The organism is Paludisphaera rhizosphaerae, from assembly GCF_011065895.1.
Classification (GTDB): domain Bacteria; phylum Planctomycetota; class Planctomycetia; order Isosphaerales; family Isosphaeraceae; genus Paludisphaera; species Paludisphaera rhizosphaerae.
In genome coordinates, this window is record NZ_JAALCR010000002.1 from 434,028 (window position 1) to 450,648 (window position 16,621).

Sequence of the window (16,621 nt, forward strand, 5' to 3'; positions counted from 1 at the left end):
CTGGGATGCGGCGCTGCATCCTTCGCATGGTGTCATGATTCCGCAAGAGATCGTCGCAGATGCTTATGTATAGGCGACGAGATCCAAGCCGACCGATGTCTGGGTGTTCCTCTCATGGCGAGTAAGGGAAACAAGTTCGCCGGCTGCACCGTGGCCCTGGCGACCCCGTTCAAGGATGGCGAGGTCGACGAGCCCGCACTGCGGGGCTGGGTCGAGTGGCAGATCGAGCAAGGAACGCCGATTCTCAGCCCTGTGGGGACGACCGGCGAGGCGCCGACGCTCTCTCATCTTGAGCACGAACGCGTCATCGCGATCGTGGTGGAGACGGCGGCCGGTCGCGCGAAGGTGATGGCCGGCACGGGATCGAACTCGACGGCTGAGGCGATCCGGTTGACCAAGTTCGCAGCTCGGGCCGGTGCCGACGGCGCCCTGATGGTCGCTCCCTACTATAACCGTCCCAGCCAGGAAGGGATGTATCGTCACTTCGCGACCGTCGCCGAGGCGGTTGATTTGCCGATCATCCTTTACAACATCCCTGCTCGGACCGGGCGAAACATGGAGCCTGAGACGATCGAACGGCTGGCGAGTCTCGACACGATCGTCGCGATCAAGGAAGCCGCCGGCTCGCTCGACCAGGTCAGCGACATCCTCGCTCGCACCAACCTCACCGTCCTCTCGGGGGATGACAGCCTGACGTTGCCGATGATGGCCGTCGGAGCCGAAGGGGTTGTGTCGGTGGCCGCCAACATCGTCCCCCGCGACGTCCGCGGGTTGATCGACGACTTCAACACCGGCGACGCCAAGGCTGCCCGCGAGCGACACGCTCGGTTGTTCCCGCTCTGTCGCGACCTTCTCGGACTGGCCCCGAATCCCGTTCCCCTGAAGTCGGCTCTGGCTCTGCTGGGCCGCGGCAACGGCGAGATCCGCCTGCCGCTCTGCCCGCTGAACGAAGTCGAGTCCGGAAAGCTCTCACGAGCTCTCGCCCGTTACGGCCTGATTCAAGCTTGAAGCCCAGCGCGAAGGATTGTTTCGCCTGCTCCCACGCTCCGCTCGTTTCGACGCAGAAAGATCGGATCCTCCTTGAGACGTTTCTGAAGATCTGATTCCCGTTCCCGCTCTTCCATCGACCGTCGCAGACCTTCCTGCTCCCGAAGCCTCGAATTCTCCTCGAGGCCTGACCTGCAAACTCATCAATAATTCGCACCCTAGACGCCGTGGCCTCCCGGACCTCCCCGGAAGGCCCCGGCGAGTTCCCTCGCTGTTCTTTGTCCGAATTCTTTAGTTGAAGAAGTCAGTCTAAGGCCGCTCGGCCCAGAGGACGCTTCTGAATCTCCCCCCTTCCTAAGGAAACTGGCATGGCCCGAAAGTCGACGGCGTCGAACGCCAATGGAACCGTGAAGGTCGAAGAGGCCGCTCCGGAGGTCTCCGATCAGTCCATCCGCGAGCTGGCTCAGGTCTTCAAGCTCTTGAGCGACGAGACCCGGCTGCGGATCCTCTTCTACCTGGCCCTCTCTGAGGACGGCGAGCTGCACGTCACCGAGCTTTGCAATCGGCTGGGTCAGAGCCAGCCGGCGGTCAGCCACCATCTCGCGCTGCTGCGGGTTTCGAGCCTGATCGAGTCTCGCCGCGAGGGGAAGCACAACTACTACAGCGTGCGGACCGAGCACTTCGGCGAGCTCTTGCTGAGCCTTTTCGCCGCCGCCGGCGAGACGCCCAAGAACAAGAAGTACCGGTTCCACGATTTCGTGCTGAACTACACCGGCGCCTGATCACGGAACGCCGCGCCGATCGTTCGGGGGGCGGCCTCTCCCGCCCCCGTCGAGCCGAGTTTCCCCCTCGGCCGGGTCGCATCGCCAGAGTCCCATCGAGAATCGGGACCTGCGCTGATGGTTCGCCTTGACCCCCTTCGACCTTCCGACCAAAATGCCGCGTCGGCTCGCTGGAAACGGCGGCGCCCGCGGGAGCGCGCGGGCCGATCCGTCCCGGATGGAGTATCCGGGCGAGCGAGCGGGGCGAAGACCCTCGACCACCAGCGATGCGAAAAAGGAGTTTCCCGATGGTTCTTTCTTCTCGTTGGGCTGCAGCGGTGGGACTGGGCATGATCGCGGGCGGCCTGCTGGTGGCCCCGATCCAGGGCCAGCAGGACGGAGCCGTCCGTAAGACCAACGGCGCACCGGCCGCCAGCGGCTGGGCCCCCGGCACTCCGCCGATCATCGGCACCATTGACCTCGACGCCGTCTTCAAGAACTACGAGAAGGTCAAGTACGCCAACGAGGAGTTCCAGAACTCCCTCCTCTCGCGCCGCAACGAGCTGATGAAGCAGCAGCAGGAGTTTTCGCAAGAGGCTGAAGTCCTCAGCCGGTTCGCTCCTGGTCAGGATGAGTACAAGAAGCAGGAAAACAAGCTCACCGAGCTGAAGGCCAAGCTGGAAGCCGGCAAGGAGCAGGCCGAGCGCGAGTTCCAGACCAAAGAGGCCGAGGCCATGGCCACCCTCTACAACGAGGTGACCGAGGTCTCCAAGAAGATCGCCGCCAAGCGCGGGATGACCTACGTGATGAAGGTCTCCAACCAGGCCCCCAACGGGTCGAACCCGAACTCGGTGATGGCCGCGATGGCCAATCCGATGATCACCTACGACCCGGCCAACGACATCACGCACGACGTCGTCCACAACCTGAACACCGTTTACAAGAACTCGGGCGGCCCCACGGCGAAGCGGACCGCCCCCGCCGCCGGAGCCGCTCCGGGCCTCGGTGCCCCCGCCGCCGGGACCGTGCCGCCGGCCTCCGCCGCGACCCCCAAGGCCGCTCCTCGCTGAGCAACTGATTTGAGAGACGGGGCGGGCCGACGAGCCCGCCCCAGTCTCCATCGCCGCCTCGCATTGCATCGAGACGCGTCCCGATCATGGATCGATCGGGCCATCACCAGCCCCGGCACCTCGGGCGCCGCATCGGCCGCCGCGCCGGGCGAAAGGACCAGGGAAGGCATGCTCGTCTCCAAGCGCCCCCAGCGCACTCTAGCCCGTGAAGCAACCGTCGACGGCGTCGGCTTCTTCCACGGATCCGACGTCCACATGCGGTTCTTCCCGGCCGAGCCCGACACCGGCGTTCGGTTCATCCGGTCCGACCTCCCCGACCGCCCAAGCGTCGCCGCCAGGATCGACCGCGTCGTCCCCACCCAGCGTCGGACGGCCGTTCAAGATGGCTCCGCCCGCGTCGAAATGATCGAGCACGTCATGGCGGCGCTGGCCGGCATGCAGGTCGACAACTGCACGATCGAAATCGACGCCCCGGAATGCCCCGGCCTCGACGGCTCCAGCCGAGCTTACGTCGAGATGTTCGACGCCGCGGGGGTCGTTGAGCAGGACCGCCCTCGTAAGGGCCTCGTGCTCGACCGCTCCTTCGTCGTCCGCGAAGGCGACGCCGTTCTGGCCGCTCACCCGAGCGCAGCGGACGGGCTCACCCTTTCGTATCACCTCGACTACGGCCAGGCCTCGCCGATCGGCAACCAGGGCGTTCTGTTCTCGATGACGCCCGAGACCTTCCGCGATCAGGTGTCGGCATGTCGAACCTTCCTCCTGGAGAAAGAAGCCCAGGCGCTTCGCTCGATGGGGATCGGCCTGAGGACCACCGAGGCGGACGTTCTCCTCTTCGGTGACTCCGGCGTCGTCGGCAACTCTCTGCGGTTCCCCGACGAATGCGCCCGCCACAAGGTCCTCGACATGGTGGGGGACTTCGCCCTGCTGGGGATGGACCTTCACGGCTTCGTCGTGGCTCACCGGTCGGGTCATCATACGAACGCGTCGCTCGTGCGGAAGTTGATCCACGCCGCGGAACGCGAGATCGAGGAGTCGGCTCGGCCCCGCCAGCCGCTGCCGCTCCGCGTCGACGGCACAATCGACGTCGCCGGCATTCTCGACATTCTCCCTCATCGTTACCCGATGCTCCTTCTCGACCGCGTCCTTGAGGTTCATGAGGGCCGTAGGGTGGTCGGGATCAAGAACGTCAGCGCCAACGAACCCTTCTTTCAAGGGCACTGGCCCGGCCGGCCGATCATGCCCGGGGTGCTGATTATTGAATCGATGGCTCAAGCCGCCGGCGTGTTGATCGCTTCGGGCGTCAACCGTTCCGGCAAGGCCGCGGTGATCGCCTCGATCGACAACGTCAAGCTGAGGCGTCCGGTGGTCCCCGGAGATCAGCTTCGGATCGAGGTCGACGCGGTGAAAATCAAGCCGGCCTACGCCAGCGTCACCGCCGTCGCCCGAGTGGACGACGCCGTCGCCGCTGAGGCGCGAATCCGTTTTGTGTTGATCGAAGCTCCGGCCGCGGCCTGAGCCGTCGAGGCCCCCAAAAGCGACGCAGCCACTTCCATCTCACGACCGACGATCGGCTGTAGGAACCCACTCATGGCCACCATGATCGCTGACACCGCTCATATCGACCCCCGCGCCGAGATCGCGGACGACGTCGAGATCGGCCCTTACTGCGTGGTCGGCCCCGACGCCAGAATCGGCCGAGGCACTCGACTCATCGCCCACGTTTGCATCCTGGGACACACCTCCCTGGGCGAGAACAACGTCATCCATCCGAATTCCGTGATCGGCGGCGAGCCCCAGGACTTCACCTACAAGGGCGAGCCGACCCAGTTGCTGATCGGCGACGACAACACGTTCCGTGAGGGCGTGACGATCCATCGCGGCAGCTGCAAGGAAGACGGCATCACGCGGATCGGCTCCAACAACTACTTCATGGCGAACGTCCACGTCGGCCATGACTGCATCCTGGGCGACCGGATCCTGATCGCCAACAACACGATGCTCGCCGGACACATCCACATGGAGTCGCACGCCACCGTCTCGGCCGGCGTTGGGCTTCACCAGTTCGTCCGAGTGGGCAACTACAGCTACATCGGCGCGCTGTCGCGGATCTACCACGACGTGCCGCCGTACATGCTCGTGGAGGGAAATCCCTCCAAGGTGCGCTGCATCAACATCGTCGGCCTGAAGCGGCACGGGATCTCCTCCGAGGCCATCACGGCGCTGCATGAGGCCCACCGCCTGATCTATCGGGCGCGGATGATCTCCAAGCAAGCTCATGAAGTCCTGGAGGCCCACGGGCAGGTCTGCCCCGAGGTCCGCCGGCTGCTCGATTTCATCGAATACCAGCAGCAGGGCCGCCACGGACGGGGTCGCGACCGGGCCCGAGCCTCCGCCTGAGGACGGGCGGACGCGATCGAAGATAGGACTACGGAGAGTCGGATCGATGAAACCGCTGCGCGTCGCCGTCGTCGGCGTCGGCCACCTGGGCCGACACCACGCCCGCATCCTGAACTCGCTTCCCGGCGTCGAACTCGTCGCTGTCGCCGACTCCCGTCCCGAACAGGCTGCGGCCGTCGCCGAGGGCCTGAAGACCCGCGCGGTGACGGATTATCACGAGTTGATCAACCTGGTGGACGCGGTTTCGATCGCCGTTCCGACCTTTCTCCATCGCGAGGTCGCCGGAGCCTTCCTCGAGGCTGGCGTGCCGGCGATGGTTGAAAAGCCGCTGGCCGGCAACCCCGTCGAGGCCGAGGAGCTGGTCGCACTGGCTCGGAAGGCCGGCGTCGTGCTTCAGGTCGGCCACATCGAGCGCTTCAACCCGGCGCTCGACGCTCTCCGCGAGTCGCCGATCCGGCCCAAGTTCCTGAGCGCGGAGCGGCTCTCGACTTACACGTTCCGGTCAACGGACGTGGGCGTCGTTCACGACCTGATGATCCACGACATCGACCTCGTCCTCAGCCTGATCGACGCTCCTGTGCGAGCGGTTTCGGCCGTCGGTGTGAGCCTCTTCGGTGAGCACGAGGACGTCGCCGAAGCCCGGATCGAATTCGAGAACGGCTCGGTAGCCTCGCTGACCGCAAGTCGGGCGAGCTACTCTGCCTCCCGGAAGATGCGGATCTGGGGAGCCGAAGGCTACGCGTCACTCGACTTCGCCGCCAAGCAGGCGACCGTGGTCCGCCCTTCCGACGAGTTCCTGGCCGGCGGCGTCGACCTGGAAGGCGTCGACCTGGCCCAGCCTGCGGCCGTCAAGGAGCACCTCTTCGGGAAGGTTCTGCGCGTCGACCATGTCGAACCGCCGACCTGCGATCAGCTCACCATGGAGCTTCAGGAGTTCGTCGCCTCGGTCAGGGGCGAGTCGGAACCCCGCGTCGACGGCGAGGCGGCGCTTGAAGCCGTCCGACTGGCCGATCGGATCGTCCGCAACCTCAACGCCCACCGTTGGGAGAGCGCGACGGCTCCCGCGGCCTCGATCCACGCCGGCTCCGTGCTTCGAGGTCCCCACGCCTGGCGTGGGGCCCGCTCCGAACGAAGCCAGCGGGCGAAGAGCTGACCGGCTGGTGCGCTTGCCAGCCGAGGCCGGATTGTATTAAACTGTTCCCGTCGATGCCTGCGCTCCGAGTCCGGCCGCTTCGTCCGGTCGAACCGCGCGGGATGCGTTGCGACCGCCGCCCGCCGGCGGTCTTTTTCTGTTTCTTCCGCGCGAAGTCGTTGCAGGATCCGTCCGATGTCCAACAAAGACGCCGACAAGGAAAAGAGCAAGAAGCCGGCCGCGAAGGCCGAAGCCCCGGCCAAGGAAAAGAAGCCCAAAGAGGCCAAGGTCGAAGCCGAGCCGGTCGCTGAGAAGAAGGTCGAGGCTCCTCGTCAGCCTGCCGACCCCCGTCTCAAGTACGTCAAGAAGTTCCACGGCAAGTTCCTGCCGCGCGGCCCTCTTCGCGACCGCCACACCGCCCTGTTCGCCCGCTGGAACAGCGGCGAAGACCGCGGCGGCGTCACCGTCGAGGAGCTGAAGTCGCTCCATGCCGACTGGATGGTCTCGCGTCAGAAGGGCCCCAAGAAGGCCGCCACCGCCTGAGCGGAAATCCGACCAAAAATCGAAAACCGGGGTCGGGAGAGCTAGCTCTTCCGACCCCGGTTTTCTTTTTTGGCTCGGGCCGAAGCTCAGTCGGCGAACCGCCGGACCGCCGCCGCGATTGCCTGCGCCGCGCTTCGGGCCGCGTCGTTCGCCGCGCAGTTTGCGGCGGCCGTCGCTTGTTGGAAGGCTTCTGGGGCTCGACCATCGTCCTGTTCGAGAACGGCCAGTCCGTAGTGCGCCTCGAAGAGATTCGGCTCCGCCTGGATCGCCCGGAGATACGCCTGGCGAGCCTCTGCATAGCGGCCTTCGACAAGGTCGCACACCGCCAGGCGAGCATCCCGCAGCGCCGGTCTGGGTGCGTCGGTGACGGCCTGAAGATGCTTACGGGCTCGCTCCGGTTCGCCGAGATGGAGGAGCAGAGTCGACAACCGATCGACGGCGTCCCAACTCGCCTTCCCAGGGGGATTCGCGCTCTCCAGAAGCCGGACGGCAGTCTCAATGCGTCCGTTCGTCAGTTCGTTATTCACGAGCCGATCGAGCTCGTCGAGGTTGTTCCAGGAGGTCGGAACGGGCGCCGACAACCGACGAACGAATTCCGGCATCAAGGTTTCAACCTCCTTGTAGAGCTTCTTCTGCTCCGGGTTGATCGGCGAGTGCGCGAGGATTCGTTCGAAGACAGGACGCAGCGGTTCGTACATTTCGCGATTCTCGTAGATCCCCTTCAGCAGGGCGAGCGTCAGAAAATCCCCCGGAGCGATCATCGCAGCACGCCGGACGGCGTAGGTCGCACGAAATGAGGAGAGGTCCATGACGGGATCGAACGGTGCCAGACAACGCGCCGAAGGAGCGTTGGCATCGCGAAGCAGCAGGCAGTAGCCGATCGACTTCCAACCCTCCAGCGAAGCGGGATCGTTCTCCACGACCCGGCGAGCGTAGTCGAACGCCAAGGACGTGAGCGTTCGCGAAAGGTCCAGCCGACCTGTATAGCCGAGGAAGGCGGCGTAGTTCCGAAGCCCCTTCGAAGCGGAGATCAGTGCCGCCGTACCTTGAGGTTCGACGCTGGGATCCGGGCGGAAATGACGGGCTGCGAAATCCACCTCGTGCGTCGCGACGACGTCTCGGTAGGACTCATGGACGAAGACGGCGGAGATGGCGTCGAAACGCACACATCGCCAGCGGCCGCTGCTAAGGATGTGTGCGCCGACCTCGCTGTTGAACTCGTGATCGGTGAGGATCGACGGCCTCCCCTGCCCGTCCAGTTCACGTTGCCAGCGGGGATCGTCCTTGGTGATCCAATCCTTGAGGTCGAGGTAGCGCCGATAGAGCTCCGCGCCGGTCACTTCCAGCCGGGCGTCGGTGAAGACGGTCTTGCCGGGTCCGCCAGGCTTTTCCGGGCTATGTTCGTAGATGAACAGCGATGCGTGCCCGTTGTGGAAGCTCACGAATCGATCGGGCATCCCAGCTTCGCCGGCGAACTTTGCCGACTCGTGCGGAAACCAGAGCGGCTGCTCGCCCCAGCCGATCACGCGGCCCTCGCCCATCCAGGCGTACATCGCCCCGCTCGCGACCGCGAAGATCAGTCCGATCAGGGCGACCAGGGTCAGAACCCGAGGACGTAGCCCTTCGTGCGGAGTGGCAGCCCCTTGCGCGTGGCGTTTTGCGGTTAAGGAACCGACCCACTCGGCGAAGTTCCAGGCCGTGACCGTTCCCACGACCGTGGCGAACTGGTGGCTGTTTCGTGTCGCTCGAAAGCTGAGCAGCGAGAAGGCCGCGAACAACAACAGCCGCAGGACGCTGATCCGCCAGCCTCCCTCCTCCGGCTCGTCGCCCGCGATCTCCGCGGCTTTCTTCCGGGATGAAGACGCCGGCTTTCCAGGTTTCCCCTTGGTTTTCTTCCCCCGCGCCGGCGGATCAAGAGCAAGACTGGCGTCGGCCTTCCCGGCCATTCCCCGGACGCGTGACGCACCGGCCGCCAGGATCGGTACCACGAAGCTGAGCGCCCCGATCAGGATCGTCGCGAAATGGATGTGGAGCGGGACGTTGGTGAATCCGGACTCGGCGATGAAGTCCGGGATCGACTTCAACTCGGCGATGGTCTTCGAGAAGTCTGGGCTGTTCATCGTCCCCGCGAGTTCCAGAGGGTAGATTGCGCCTCGGAAGCCGTAAGGATTGATCAGGCACGCCAACCCGGTCGCCGCCGCCGCCGCCGCCACGGTCGTCCACCACTTACGGCGAGCCGCCGTGAGAGCCCCGCGACGGAGAGCGGCGTCGATGAGCGCGAAGCCCAGGACGATCGGCCCCAGGATGAACAGCCCGTGGGAATTCACCCAGGCGACCTGCGTCGGGGGCAGAAGCCAGGCCAGTCCGGGACGCCGATCCAGTCGGCAAAGAACCGCCAGGAAGATTGAGAGGTAGAGCAGCGTGAGCGTCTCAGGCCGGATGTACATTCGGCCTGAGAGGACCAGAAGCGCTGGCAGCCAACCCAGGATCATGGCCCAGACAGGCCAGTTGGACCGCCTCGCGGTGATGAGAAGCAGGAGTGCGAGGCAGGTGATGATGCATTTCGCCAGGGTCAGGGCCGGCACGCCCCCATGCTCGAAAATCCAGGAGATGCCGACCTGGAAGATCCAGTGGAGGTCGATCCAGGGCGTCCCGGCGCGAGTGAAGGTGTAGAAGTCGACCCGAGGGATCTGGCCGAACCGCCGAATCAGATCGCCCGTGCGCAGGTGCCAGTAGAAATCGGTGTCCTTCAGCTCGAACACGCCGAGCAGGAACGCGAGCGTGAGGAAGAACCCGATCAGAACGACGTCGAAGAGGCCGAGCCCCCATCGCGAGGGTGCCGAGGATTCCTCCGCACCCGCCGTTTCCGCCGCCCGTCGACGAACCCCAGTGGAGGCAGCACGACCTTCCAGCATCAACCGACTCCCGATCCAGGCAAGGCAGCCGCCGACACGACGACGCCGAACCCCGGCCCCGTCCCGAACCCGAGTCTACCACTCTGCCGCGGACAGGGTCGAGGGACGGAGGGAGCCGGATCTTCTTATCAGTTCTGGTCGATCCATGTCGACCCGCTCGTCCATTGCGAGAGCGGCGGGCTCGTGCGCGGGGCGTAATAGTTGCTCCGCCGCGTTGGATAGGCAAAAGGTGAAAGCAACGGCAGGTTGGGCGTCGAGCTCGACGTGCCCTGGACCTGACGGACGACTCCGTCATACCCACGGCTGTAGGTCACCACCGGCGCGGACACCGAACGTAGCGACGCAACAGGGCCATTGAGTGAAAGCGAGGTGTCACCGTAAGTCCCAAGCGGCGAGTAACCGCCAGCGATCGGAGCCGCCCCGCCCACCAGAATGTAGGGTGTAGGCTCGAACGTCCCGAGCGTCCCCGCAGGCTCGCAGATCACCCTTGGGGCCTGGGCGAATGCGACTGAGCCGAGGACGAACGGGACGTACAGAACCGCTCCCGTCACGAACACGCGACGGAGCCTCTTCAAGAACGATGTGTAATTCATGGGTGCATTCTCAAGTGGCTTCAGTCGTGATCGACGTCGAAACAACGACGCAACGACTTGAGAAAATCTACCCTATAAATCGACGGCCGGGCGCTGATTCGATAGATCTAACGACTTCGACGTCGTTGGGGGTCAGATCGAATTGCGGGATCGAGGCAGAACTCCGTGGAGTTCGTCGATAACCTTCGCGACCGCCGTCCCCATCGAGGAATGCAGCAGGTCGTGGAGCTTGGACATCAGTTCGCCCTCGCGGTGGAGGATCACATCCGCGGTCGGCAGGGCGGAACGAGTGTGTGTCTCGGCGACGGGTCGGACAGGCTCGCGTCGGTCCTCGATCGGACTGCTCAGGCCTGGGTGTCCCGTCGAAGGAAGCGAAAGCGGGCCGCCCTCCGCGGGGAACCAGCGGTCAAGGCCGCGGGCGCGGAAGCCAGGAGCTTTCTCACCGGGAGTGGTCGGCGTGTCGTCCGTCTCGCCAAGCAGGGCGTCCATCGACACGTCTAGCGCGACCGCGATCCGCCGCAACGTCCCGGCGCGCGGCAGGCCGGTCTTACCGCTTTCGATCTGATAAAGCGCGGTACGCGAGATCTCGGCCCGATTCGCGAGTTCGTCGGGCCCCCATCCCTTCGCGTATCGGAAGTCTCGAACGCGTTGAGCCAATGTCATCATCGCTGCCCCAACCCTGGTAATCAGAATGGTGCGGATCAGTTCATGGGGAATACCATCGCCGCCAGAGGTTCCCCCCGCCTCCGGCAAGCATCGAGCACGACGACAATATTAGAGAGTTGCGAGAACCGAACTTGTACGAAAAGTGGCGTTCGTTGTCAAGAAAAACCCGTGGACACGCCATATTAACGAGGTGGTCGCTCGAAACCGAACGCACGAAAGACAATGATCCCAAGAGACTTGGGTTCGACGCCGACCTCGTATGGAACAGCGGTCCCTGTTAGCGTCTCGCACAGTATGTCGACGTGGCAGGCACGACCAAGTCGCCACGTCCTGCTTTCTTTTTACGAGGCATGGAATCGATTGGTGCGGTCCCCATCGCTCTCCATCGAGAATTGTAGGTGCCGAATCACCCAAAGGAGAACGGGGAATCTCTGATTTTAAGGGAATTCCTTCGGAGTCACCCGTCGCTGGGCCCGCCTTCCGATTCGCGCGTCACGGCTTTCCATCGAGTTCCTTGAGGATCCCGACGAGCAACTGCGGGTCGCGTTTGTCCATGAGGTGGACGATCCGGGACTCGGGGAATTCCAACTTACGTAGCGCTTCTTCCACGCGCTTCCAGAGCCGATCCTTCTGCTTCCCCTCGGCCAGGTAAAGTTCCGTGGTCAGTTCGGAGAGTTTCTGGAAGGCGATCGCGTCGAAGTTTCTGTAATAGCGATCGATGATCTTCTTCTGGTAGGGCGAGTAGTCGGCCATGGGGATCGTCGTTATTCCAGGGGTCGAGAGGGAGTTTCCGCAATCCTAGGCCGACGCCCAGCGTTCGCCAAGCCGGGCCTACGGGAGGTAAGCGTCCTCCCGAGGCCGGATGGTCATGCTTTTGGTTTGACTTCGTCAATGAGCGCCGCTCATGACGACGTCCTGGGACGAAGCGTTCTCCGTCGCAGTCTCGGCGGTCGTTACGCCGTCGAGGTATTCGTTCAGGCTCCGATGCAACCGGTTGGTCAGCTTCGAGCCGCTCACATTGGAACCGTCGAGCTTCACGACCTGCCGAGCCGAGGCGACCGGAGTCGTGGCCGACGCGTTGTAGTCGACCTTCACCGGGGTTGCCACTGCGGCGGTCGCGGTCCCCAGATCCACGGTGGTCGGCGTGGTCGCGGAGGCGACGGCCGTCGTCGCGCTTGAGCCGTGGTTGAAGATCGACCAGTCGAGGATGGCGTCGGGGTTGGTTCGGGCGAGTCGCTTGAGGGCGTTGTACTGGGTCTGGCCGGAGCGGTTCATCAGGAATTTGAGCCGGCCGGTGGCCGACGCCGAGTTCGTGATGTTCACGACCTGGTTCTGAGTGATGATCTGCTGGCCGTCGTAGGTCTCGGCCGTGAACGTCAGGGTCTGGAGACCCGGGTCGGCCTGGATGTCGCTCGCCTTGAAGACGAAGACCTGGGCCGCGTAGGGGCTCCTGGGGAAATGATGCACCTGGGTGGCCACGGGCTTCGCGCCGTTGAGGTCGACCGTCGAGGGGTCGATGGTCGACGGATCGAAGCCGGACGTCCCCTGGACGTAGACCCGCACCAGGTCGTCGTGGGCGTTGTCGATGATCCGGTGTTCGTGCGGGTTGATGAGAATCGGCGGCGAGATCGGCGGGCAGGTCTGGGGCGTCGGGGTCGCGGCGCTGATGAGGACCGGCTGCTCGGGGAAGAAGGCCTCGCTGATCGGGCCGTCCTGCGCGGAGCCGGCGAAAGCCCCCACGCCGACCACGGAGGTCGTCTGGATGTCGGAGCCGGTGATGGACTTGTACAGATCGTTAAAGTTGACGATCGACAGTTCCATACCCGGATGGTTGGGGTCGTTCTGGGTGTAGATGTTGCCTTGATATTGAGGCAACGCGGTCACGAACGTCGGCGCGACGTTCGGGCCAGCCTGGTTCGCGGTGGCCACCTGGAAAACCTTGGCCGCCTGCCCGCTTGGAACCGCCTGAGAGAACCCGGCGACGATCTGCGCCGTCCCCGTCCCCAGGAAGTCCAGATAGACCCCCATGTACTCGGTGCCGCCGAAATCACCGAGATCCTGGAATCCCGGCGAAGCCGTGCTGACAGCGGGGTTGACGGATCCCGAGTTTCCGTTATTGTCTGCATCGCCGGCAATCACCGGACGACCCGCCGAATCCAACGGATTCGTGGGCTGCTCGATACCGATGAACAGCGTTCCGCCGTCATCGGGGGAGTAGCTCACCCGCAGCCCCGAGATGTCAAAGCCAGACACGCCGATGAGCGGCTGGAGGCTGGCCGGGATCGACGGGTGCTGAACGTTCGAGTTGTCGGGTAGGACTACAACGCCTGGACTCTGTGTAGCGGGAAAATCGGTTGCGACGTTTCCCGTGAAGGCCACAGTGAGCATTTGCCGATGATCAAGCTGTTCCATCATGACGACGGGGTTGCGGACGGCCCGGACGCGACCGCTTCGGCGGCGCCACGAGCGAACAGCTTGCAGCAGTCTTTCGAATAGCGACATCGCGCCATCGTCCTTTCTTGCGAGATCCGAACTCCCGACGAGGGAGACGGTGGTGAGCCGATCGCGAGCGAATTCGGGCCTGAGCCCCGATCATTCCCGTCGGCTGGAAACATCGAATCGATCTTCAACTTGACCATCTGGCTGAGTCGTGGTTTGCTCGCCAGGCCCTGGTCGCATCAACGCCTGGCATGATCGTCCCGGCCGACGCGAGGAATGCGTCGCGCCCCACCCGGCTTCCGCGGGACGAAACGACCATACGTGGAAGGAGTCTCGTCATGGTTCACCGTCGCTTGGGGCTGTGGGGTCTTGCCCTCGGCTTGTTGGTCGGCCCGCTCGTCCCAGCCGGTTGGGCGGCCCCCGTGAATCTCACCGGGTATGTGGAGAAGGACTTCCCGCTGAACGGCGGGACCACCGGCACCGGCAAGGTCTTCACCCAGACCGTGACCACAAGCCCGACGACCATCGCGCAGTCGAGCTGGATCACGAACAACGGCTGGGTCTCGGGCTGGAACGTCAAGGACATCCGCTTCAGCTACTACCAGGACCCGACCGCCAGCAGCAACAACGTGCTGTACGTCGGCTTCAACACCTGGGCGAACAGCAGCGGCACGTACGCTCCGTTCGGCCAGGCCAACGGCGACCCCTCGGGTACGGCCACGTCCTACGATCCGGCCCACCTGGGCGCGGGGACGCCCACCAGCGACAAGTCGTTCGCCCTGGAGATCGCCAAGTACAACCCCGCCGATCCGACTAAGCCCGGCCAGGTCGTCGCCATCGCCGGCGTTCCCGCCGACAAGTCCCTGAACGGCCCCGGCATCGACGGCTACACTGTCTCCTCCGTGGACACCAGCCGTGAGTCGGGCGGTTTGGGTTACATGTTCGGCAAGACCATGCCCCAGTACATGGGCAACCTGGCTTACGACCCGTCTCCCTCGCACCCCCAGCTTGAGTTCTCGATCAAGAACATCAAGGATCTGGTGGGCCTCACCAGCACCACGGGGTTCTGGGTCCGGGCCTACGCCGGTTCCGGCCTCGACGGAGTGGCTGGCGAGACCTACATGGACTGGGTCTTCATCCCTGGCAAGGACATCGTCCCCCAGGTCGGCGTCCCCGAGCCAGCGACCTTGCTGAGCTGGACGCTCGTGGGGGCCGGACTGGCCTGGAAGGCGCGCAAGCGCAAGGCCCGAGGCAAAGTCGAAGCCTGATGTGAGTCGAGTCTCGGTCGAGGTCATAAAACGCATCCCTGCGCGAAGCGGCGGCCGTTCCGATGGTCGCCGCTTTTTTCATCGGCCTCCTCTCCGACTGGGATTCCTCCCTTTCGTTGCCTTGACTCGCCCTCTCTCCTCCCTCTTGCTATGGCTGCTTCGCCTTTCCCAGGCGACCAATTTTAGCTTGTCTCCGTGGTCGTCAATCTTTACCAGACGACACGCAGCGAGCCGATCCTGAAAACAGAAGGGGCGTCCTGCTTCAATCGAGCAGGACGCCCCTTGTTTGTTGGCTCGATCGTGTAGTTCAGACCACGCTCAGCGCGCCGTCATTCCCGCGCCGACGACCACGATCTGCTCGTGGATTCGATCTCCGGAGAGAAGTTCCAGGGCGGCCTGCAGGGCGAGCTGCTTCGAGTGCCACGTCCGTACCTCGCCACTGACGACGACCTTCCCTTTGCTCTCTTCCACCATCAGATTTCGGATGCGCCCGTAGGTGTAACGACGCACCTGATCCGCCACCTGCTCCGTCAGGGGGGTCGTTTCCGTGGTGTTGAGTGCGTCCATGAGACGGGCTCCACTTAAGTAAACACAGTTAATCACGTCCTGAGGGGTGTTCCCTCTTGTTTCTGCCAACATAGAACAAACTTGAGCTTGACGCGCGAAAAAGAAAACACAAGGAAAAACCTTGCGGATTCTCCCGATATTAACACCATGCAAGTGTTGAGCCGAATTGCACCAAAATCCTTCAGGGAAGGGACTTGTGGAGGATTCCGGAGACTGAGTTGGAGCGGTCAGTCCTGCCGAGGGGCGGCGAGGCGGATCAGAAGCCGCTCAAGAATGACGCGCGGATGGAGTTGGCTCCCGCCCTTGACGTCGAGGTCGGCCTGGAGAAGCTCGGCCGGAAGCTGGTCGACTCGGCGCGGGCCGAGATGGGAATGCTGGCGAGTGACCTGCTGGAGGAAGAAGGGCTGTGTTCGAATGCCAGCGGCCTCACAGGCCTCGGCCAGCGGGAGCCTGGCGGCGCGGAGGCGCCCGGCGTGGTGCAGCCGCATGAGACTCGAGGACATTCGGGCGAGCAGCCCAACCGGATGCTCACCCTTGGCGATCAGGTCGTCGAGCAGTTTGACGGCCTCCGAGCCTCGGCCTTCGGTCGCGGCGTTGACGACGTCCCAGATCTCCTCGATACGGCCGGCCTCGACGAACTTGGCAACGTCCTCGCGACGGATCTCGCCGATGTGGGCGGTGGCGATGGCCAGCTTGTCGATCTCCGCGGTGAGGAGACCGAGTTCCGGCCCCACCAGCTCCAGCAAGAGCTTCACGGCGTCCGGTCCGATCTTCGCTCCCTGTCCCTGGGCGTAGGACGGAAGCCACTTCAGGAGTTCGGCCTCGCTCGGCCCTGGGCACTCGATCGGCAGTCCAATCTTAGCGACCGATTTCGCCAGCCTGGTCGTGCTCGGCCAGGATTTGACGACGAGAATCAGGCTCCCTGAACGGCTCGGGGCCTCCACATAGTCCTCGAGTTCCTTCCGGTAGGCCGTGACGAACGGGTCTGCCTCATCGATCACCACGACGCGCCGCTTTGAGAAGAACGGCAGCGTCCGCAACTCGTCGATGACGTCCGCCAGCTTGGCCGACGATCCCTCGAACCGAGCCACGCCGACGTCCGCTTCCTCGCCCGGGATCTCTTCACGGATCGCGCGCCGGATTGACTCTCTGCGGAGGTATGGGTCGTCGCCGAAGACGACGTAAACCGGCCGCCCCCCCTGCCCCTCGGCCGCTTTTAACCAGTCAAGCCCACGCATCGCCCGCCCTCAGTCCTCAACGGCCGGCACCAGTTCTTCCTGGCA

Annotated in this window: 15 protein-coding genes; 8 read left to right on the plus strand and 7 right to left on the minus strand. The window is 64.1% G+C overall.

The annotated features are described in order from the left end of the window. The first annotated feature begins 114 nt into the window (after positions 1-114). From dapA to G5C50_RS04460, 7 genes are all read left to right on the plus strand, one after another. Positions 115-1,008, plus strand: coding sequence for a 4-hydroxy-tetrahydrodipicolinate synthase (dapA, locus tag G5C50_RS04430; protein WP_165065516.1), 894 nt, complete (start codon positions 115-117; stop codon positions 1,006-1,008). A gap of 347 nt (positions 1,009-1,355) precedes the next feature. Beyond that, positions 1,356-1,769, plus strand: a complete 414-nt coding sequence (locus G5C50_RS04435; RefSeq protein ID WP_165065519.1) for an ArsR/SmtB family transcription factor — start codon at positions 1,356-1,358, stop codon at positions 1,767-1,769. 287 nt (positions 1,770-2,056) lie between these two features. After that, complete coding sequence (locus tag G5C50_RS04440; protein ID WP_165065522.1) at positions 2,057-2,818, plus strand: OmpH family outer membrane protein; 762 nt, start codon at positions 2,057-2,059, stop codon at positions 2,816-2,818. A 168-nt stretch (positions 2,819-2,986) separates the two neighbouring features. After that, positions 2,987-4,333 carry a UDP-3-O-acyl-N-acetylglucosamine deacetylase gene (gene lpxC, locus G5C50_RS04445; protein WP_165065525.1) on the plus strand — a complete coding sequence of 449 codons (1,347 nt, stop codon included), beginning with the start codon at positions 2,987-2,989 and terminating at the stop codon, positions 4,331-4,333. Between the two features lie 72 nt (positions 4,334-4,405). Then, complete coding sequence (gene lpxA, locus G5C50_RS04450) at positions 4,406-5,215, plus strand: acyl-ACP--UDP-N-acetylglucosamine O-acyltransferase (protein WP_165065528.1); 810 nt, start codon at positions 4,406-4,408, stop codon at positions 5,213-5,215. A gap of 46 nt (positions 5,216-5,261) precedes the next feature. Beyond that, the gene (locus G5C50_RS04455; protein WP_165065531.1) at positions 5,262-6,368 is read left to right on the plus strand and encodes a Gfo/Idh/MocA family protein; all 1,107 of its coding nucleotides are present in this window, start codon (positions 5,262-5,264) and stop codon (positions 6,366-6,368) included. A gap of 174 nt (positions 6,369-6,542) precedes the next feature. Continuing rightward, the gene (locus G5C50_RS04460; protein ID WP_165065533.1) at positions 6,543-6,890 is read left to right on the plus strand and encodes a hypothetical protein; all 348 of its coding nucleotides are present in this window, start codon (positions 6,543-6,545) and stop codon (positions 6,888-6,890) included. An 86-nt stretch (positions 6,891-6,976) separates the two neighbouring features. Here the strand turns inward: G5C50_RS04460 and G5C50_RS04465 are convergent, their stop codons facing one another. The 5 genes from G5C50_RS04465 to G5C50_RS04485 form a co-directional block, all read right to left on the minus strand. Then, positions 6,977-9,805, minus strand: a complete 2,829-nt coding sequence (locus G5C50_RS04465; protein WP_240906955.1) for a tetratricopeptide repeat protein — start codon at positions 9,803-9,805, stop codon at positions 6,977-6,979. 128 nt (positions 9,806-9,933) lie between these two features. Beyond that, positions 9,934-10,398 (minus strand): hypothetical protein, encoded by a 465-nt coding sequence (locus G5C50_RS04470; protein ID WP_165065536.1) that lies wholly within the window; start codon positions 10,396-10,398, stop codon positions 9,934-9,936. A 132-nt stretch (positions 10,399-10,530) separates the two neighbouring features. Then, on the minus strand, positions 10,531-11,061 hold the full coding sequence (locus G5C50_RS04475; protein ID WP_165065726.1) for a helix-turn-helix domain-containing protein: 531 nt from the start codon (positions 11,059-11,061) through the stop codon (positions 10,531-10,533). A 495-nt stretch (positions 11,062-11,556) separates the two neighbouring features. Beyond that, positions 11,557-11,817, minus strand: a complete 261-nt coding sequence (locus tag G5C50_RS04480; RefSeq protein WP_165065539.1) for a hypothetical protein — start codon at positions 11,815-11,817, stop codon at positions 11,557-11,559. 135 nt (positions 11,818-11,952) lie between these two features. Further along, positions 11,953-13,566 carry a relaxase family protein gene (locus G5C50_RS04485; protein WP_165065542.1) on the minus strand — a complete coding sequence of 538 codons (1,614 nt, stop codon included), beginning with the start codon at positions 13,564-13,566 and terminating at the stop codon, positions 11,953-11,955. Positions 13,567-13,841: 275 nt separating this feature from the next. Between G5C50_RS04485 and G5C50_RS04490 the strand changes: the two genes are divergently transcribed. Further along, a complete protein-coding gene (locus G5C50_RS04490; RefSeq protein ID WP_165065545.1) occupies positions 13,842-14,771 on the plus strand; it encodes a hypothetical protein in 930 nt (309 codons plus the stop codon). 318 nt (positions 14,772-15,089) lie between these two features. Here the strand turns inward: G5C50_RS04490 and G5C50_RS04495 are convergent, their stop codons facing one another. Together G5C50_RS04495 and holA are read right to left on the minus strand one after the other, a co-directional pair. Then, positions 15,090-15,338: a BON domain-containing protein gene (locus G5C50_RS04495; protein WP_165065548.1), complete on the minus strand. Its 249-nt coding sequence runs from the start codon at positions 15,336-15,338 to the stop codon at positions 15,090-15,092. Between the two features lie 227 nt (positions 15,339-15,565). Next, positions 15,566-16,576, minus strand: a complete 1,011-nt coding sequence (holA, locus tag G5C50_RS04500; protein ID WP_165065551.1) for a DNA polymerase III subunit delta — start codon at positions 16,574-16,576, stop codon at positions 15,566-15,568. Positions 16,577-16,621: the final 45 nt, after the last annotated feature.